The organism is Brevundimonas sp. UBA7838, from assembly GCF_002500885.1.
Lineage (GTDB): Bacteria > Pseudomonadota > Alphaproteobacteria > Caulobacterales > Caulobacteraceae > Brevundimonas > Brevundimonas vesicularis_C.
Map to the genome: position 1 here is coordinate 1 of NZ_DLTK01000014.1, position 3,591 is coordinate 3,591.

Below are 3,591 nucleotides of genomic sequence, written 5' to 3' on the forward strand. Positions count from 1 at the left end.
CGGCCGGCGCCGGCTGCGGCCTGGACTGCGGCGGCATCGGAGCCTGGGGTTGAGGCTGGGCTTGGGCCGGGCGCGCCGTCGGGATCAGCGAACCGCCCAGGATGCTTGCCCCCTGCGGATGGGGCGCGGGACGCGGGGCCGGATTGGCGGGCGTCGTCTGACCCTTGGCCGGCGCGACGCCGGAGGCCAGGCTCTGGGTGTGGATCGAGGCCTGCTGCTGTTGCGGCGTGGGCTTGCGCGGCGGCGGATTGGGAATGCGATCCAGCGGATTGGGCGCGACCGGCACCGGCCCGACGTGGAAGGTCGTCGCGGGCATACGCCCCCAGGTCACCGGTTTGCGGGCGAAGGGCTGGGGCGGGGTCTTCTGGTCGTCGGACATGGTCTTCTCAATCGCTGGCGATCTGGCCCGTTTCGTGACGGATCAGTTCTTGAGCCGGTAGCCGGTCTTGAACATCCACATGACGATGCCCAGGCAGACGGCGAAGAAGCCCAGTGTGGCGGCGACGCTGACGCCGATGGCCACATCCCCCTGACCATAGAAGGCCCAGCGGAAGCCCGAGATCAGATAGACCACAGGGTTGAACAGGGTCACTGTGCGCCAACCGTCCGGCAGCATGTCGATGGAATAGAAGGCGCCGCCCAGGAAGGTCAGTGGCGTCACGACCAGCATCGGGATCATTTGAAGCTGCTCGAACCCATTGGCCCAGACCCCGATAATGAAGCCGAACAGGCTGAAGGTCACCGAAATCAGGATTAAGAAGGCCATCATCCAGACCGGATGCAGGATCTGCAGCGGCACGAAGAAGGCCGCCGTCGCCAGAATGATCAGCCCCAGCACCGCCGACTTGGTCGCCGCCGCGCCGACATAGGCCAGCACGATCTCCAGCGACGACACCGGCGCCGACAGGATTTCGTAGATCGTTCCCGTGAACTTGGGGAAGTAGATGCCGAATGAGGCGTTGAAGATCGACTGTGTGAACAGGCTGAGCATGATCAGGCCTGGCACGATGAAGGCGCCGTACGGCACGCCGTCCACTTGCTGCATCCGGCTGCCGATCGCGCCGCCGAAGACGACGAAATACAGGGCCGTGGTGATCACCGGGGTGACCACGCTCTGCCATAGGGTGCGCAGCGCACGCGCCATCTCGAAGCGATAGATGGCCCAGACGCCGTATCCGTTGAAGGTCATGCCGCTGCTCCGTTCTGGTGGACCAGGCTGACGAAGATGTCTTCCAGCGAGCTCTGGCGGGTGTTCAAGTCCTTGAAGCCGATGTTCAGCGCCTCAAGCCGGCGGATCAGCGACGGCACGCCTGTGTCATCGGCGTTGGCGTCGAAACTGTACTCCAGTTCGCCGCCCTCGTTCTTTAGCGTCAGGTCCCAGTCGGACAGGTCGGCGGGCAGGGCCGCCAACGGCTCGATCAGGTTCAGCGTCAGGGTCTTCTTGCCCAGCTTTTTCATCAGAGCCGACTTTTCCTCGACTAGGATCAGTTCGCCCTTCAGGATCACGCCCACCCGGTCGGCCATTTCCTCGGCCTCCTCGATGTAGTGGGTCGTCAGGATGATGGTGACGCCGCGCTCGCGCAGCTTTCTGACCATGGCCCACATGTCTCGGCGCAGCTCGACATCGACCCCGGCGGTCGGCTCGTCCAGGAAAAGGATGTCAGGTTCGTGGCTCAGGGCCTTGGCGATCATCACCCGCCGCTTCATCCCGCCCGACAGGTTCATGATCTTGGCGTCACGCTTGTCCCACAGCGAAAGGTCCTTCAGCACGCCCTCGATGAAGGCGGGGTTCGGCGCCTTGCCGAACAGGCCCCGACTGAAGGTGACGGTGGCCAGCACGGTCTCGAAGGCGTCGGTGGTCAGCTCCTGCGGCACCAGACCGATCTTGGTGCGGGCGGCGCGGAAATCGGACTGGATGTCATGGCCGTCGGCGACCACGGTCCCGGTCGTGGGCGTGACGATGCCGCAGACGATGGAAATCAGCGTGGTCTTGCCCGCGCCGTTCGGACCAAGCAGGGCGAAAATCTCGCCCTTGTTGATCGTCAGGTCGATGCGCTTCAGCGCCTGATGCCCCGACTTGTAGGTCTTGGTCAGGCCGTCGATCTCGATTACGGGCATAGGCTTTCCTTTCCGGCGCGCGCGGCGGCGCGGGCCGGGTGTGGCGGCAATATGGCGTGCCTGACGCCTGACTCAAGTGGCGGCGCCGCTCAATAGACGCCAAGTCGTTGTTAACCCGATTGTCGCACGGTGCCGGCCTGAGTTGAGTTTTGGCAGGAGCTTTCGTGCCGTCCCTGTCCGCCGCCCACCACGCCGCTCTGACGGCGATCGTCGAGGCCTGTCCCGACGCATCGCTGGGTATGCTGGGCGCAGCCGTGGCGGCGCTGAAGGGCGACAAGGCGGCCGAGCTGGCGAACATCGTCGCCGCAGAGGCGCGCGATCGCGCCCGTCGCGGCACGGCGTTTGCGCCCCTGCTGCCGCTGTTTCAACCGCGCGCCGACGGCGTGCCAGCCTTGGCCTTTCCGCCTCCGGTTCTGAAACGGGTCTGGCGCGAGGCGGTGCGGGGCGAGGAGAATTTCCTGCCCCTTCTTGACGGCGCCGTGGCCGTGGACGGCGAATGGACCCTGGCCGCTGATCGGCTGTGCGCAAAGGCGGCCGCCGTGCTGCGCGACCGGCCGCGCGACGTCTGGCCGGAGTTTCAGCGCCCGGCCGACGACCAGCCGCCATCCACTCCGGTCGAACTGGCCGGCTGTTTCGACCTGACGCCTCTGGCCCGCAGCGCCTTGCCGCGCCTGCCCGTCTGGCTGGAACGCCCCGACGACAACCAGCTGGCGGGGCTGAGGCTGCTGATTCAGGACTGTTTGGCGATGTCGCCGGACGGCGGGCGGCGCATGATCGACATCCTGTTCGCTCATGTGGCCGACGCCGAGCGGATGCTGCGGGTCGTGACGCGGACCAGCCGGCTCGCCGACCGTGAAATCACCCTCAGCCATTCCGATATGGGCGTCTTCGTCGAGCGGCTGCTGACTTCCGTTCAGGCGCGGGTGCAGAAGATCGCCGGCGTGGTCCGATCGTCGCTGGGCGAGACCGCGATGCTGGGCGTGGTGGACGACGTCAACTGGTGCGCGGGCGTGCTGGCCGAGATGGACCTCAGCCTGCAGGTGCGGCCCGACTCAAGCTGGGGCAAGGCGGCGCGGATGGCGCGGGTCCAGGTGTCGGGCCAGCTTTCGGGTCTGATGAAGTCCGCCTCCAGCGCCGTCCACGCCGCCCTGCCGATGAAGCGTCAGGTCATCACCGGACGCATGACGCGGATGTCGCCGTGGCTGGAGGCGCCGGCCGAGGGCGAACCGATCGAGGCTGCGGCGGCCTTGCTGGCGGCGGTGGCGGCCCTGCGCGGCGCGGCCGTCACCTTCGGCTGCGAAGCCGATCGCTCGGGACTGAAGGCCGACCTGACCGACTACCTCTCCACCTGGTCCGACGAGGCGCTGAACAGTCTGTCGGACGGCGAGGCCGAAAATCCGGACCACGTGCTGCGTCTGATCGGGGTCGCGGCGCGGTTCCTGACCGTGATCGAGGCGCTGGAGGCGGCGCGCG

Annotated in this window: 3 protein-coding genes and 1 pseudogene; 1 reads left to right on the forward strand and 3 read right to left on the reverse strand. The window is 66.8% G+C overall.

Features of this window, described 5'->3' with window-relative positions:
* The 3 genes and pseudogenes from B3T77_RS00760 to B3T77_RS00770 all read right to left on the reverse strand — a co-directional run.
* A pseudogene (locus B3T77_RS00760) lies at window positions 1–379 on the reverse strand (hypothetical protein); the annotation flags it as partial.
* Window positions 380–421: 42 nt separating this feature from the next.
* Window positions 422–1,189: an ABC transporter permease gene (locus B3T77_RS00765; RefSeq protein WP_039244173.1), complete on the reverse strand. Its 768-nt coding sequence runs from the start codon at window positions 1,187–1,189 to the stop codon at window positions 422–424.
* Window positions 1,186–2,118 carry an ABC transporter ATP-binding protein gene (locus B3T77_RS00770; RefSeq protein ID WP_292076148.1) on the reverse strand — a complete coding sequence of 311 codons (933 nt, stop codon included), beginning with the start codon at window positions 2,116–2,118 and terminating at the stop codon, window positions 1,186–1,188. The genes B3T77_RS00765 and B3T77_RS00770 overlap by 4 nt, the downstream gene beginning before the upstream one ends.
* 164 nt (window positions 2,119–2,282) lie before the next feature.
* Between B3T77_RS00770 and B3T77_RS00775 the strand changes: the two genes are divergently transcribed.
* Window positions 2,283–3,591: hypothetical protein (locus B3T77_RS00775; protein WP_292076150.1), on the forward strand; the 1,309-nt coding region annotated here is incomplete at its 3' end.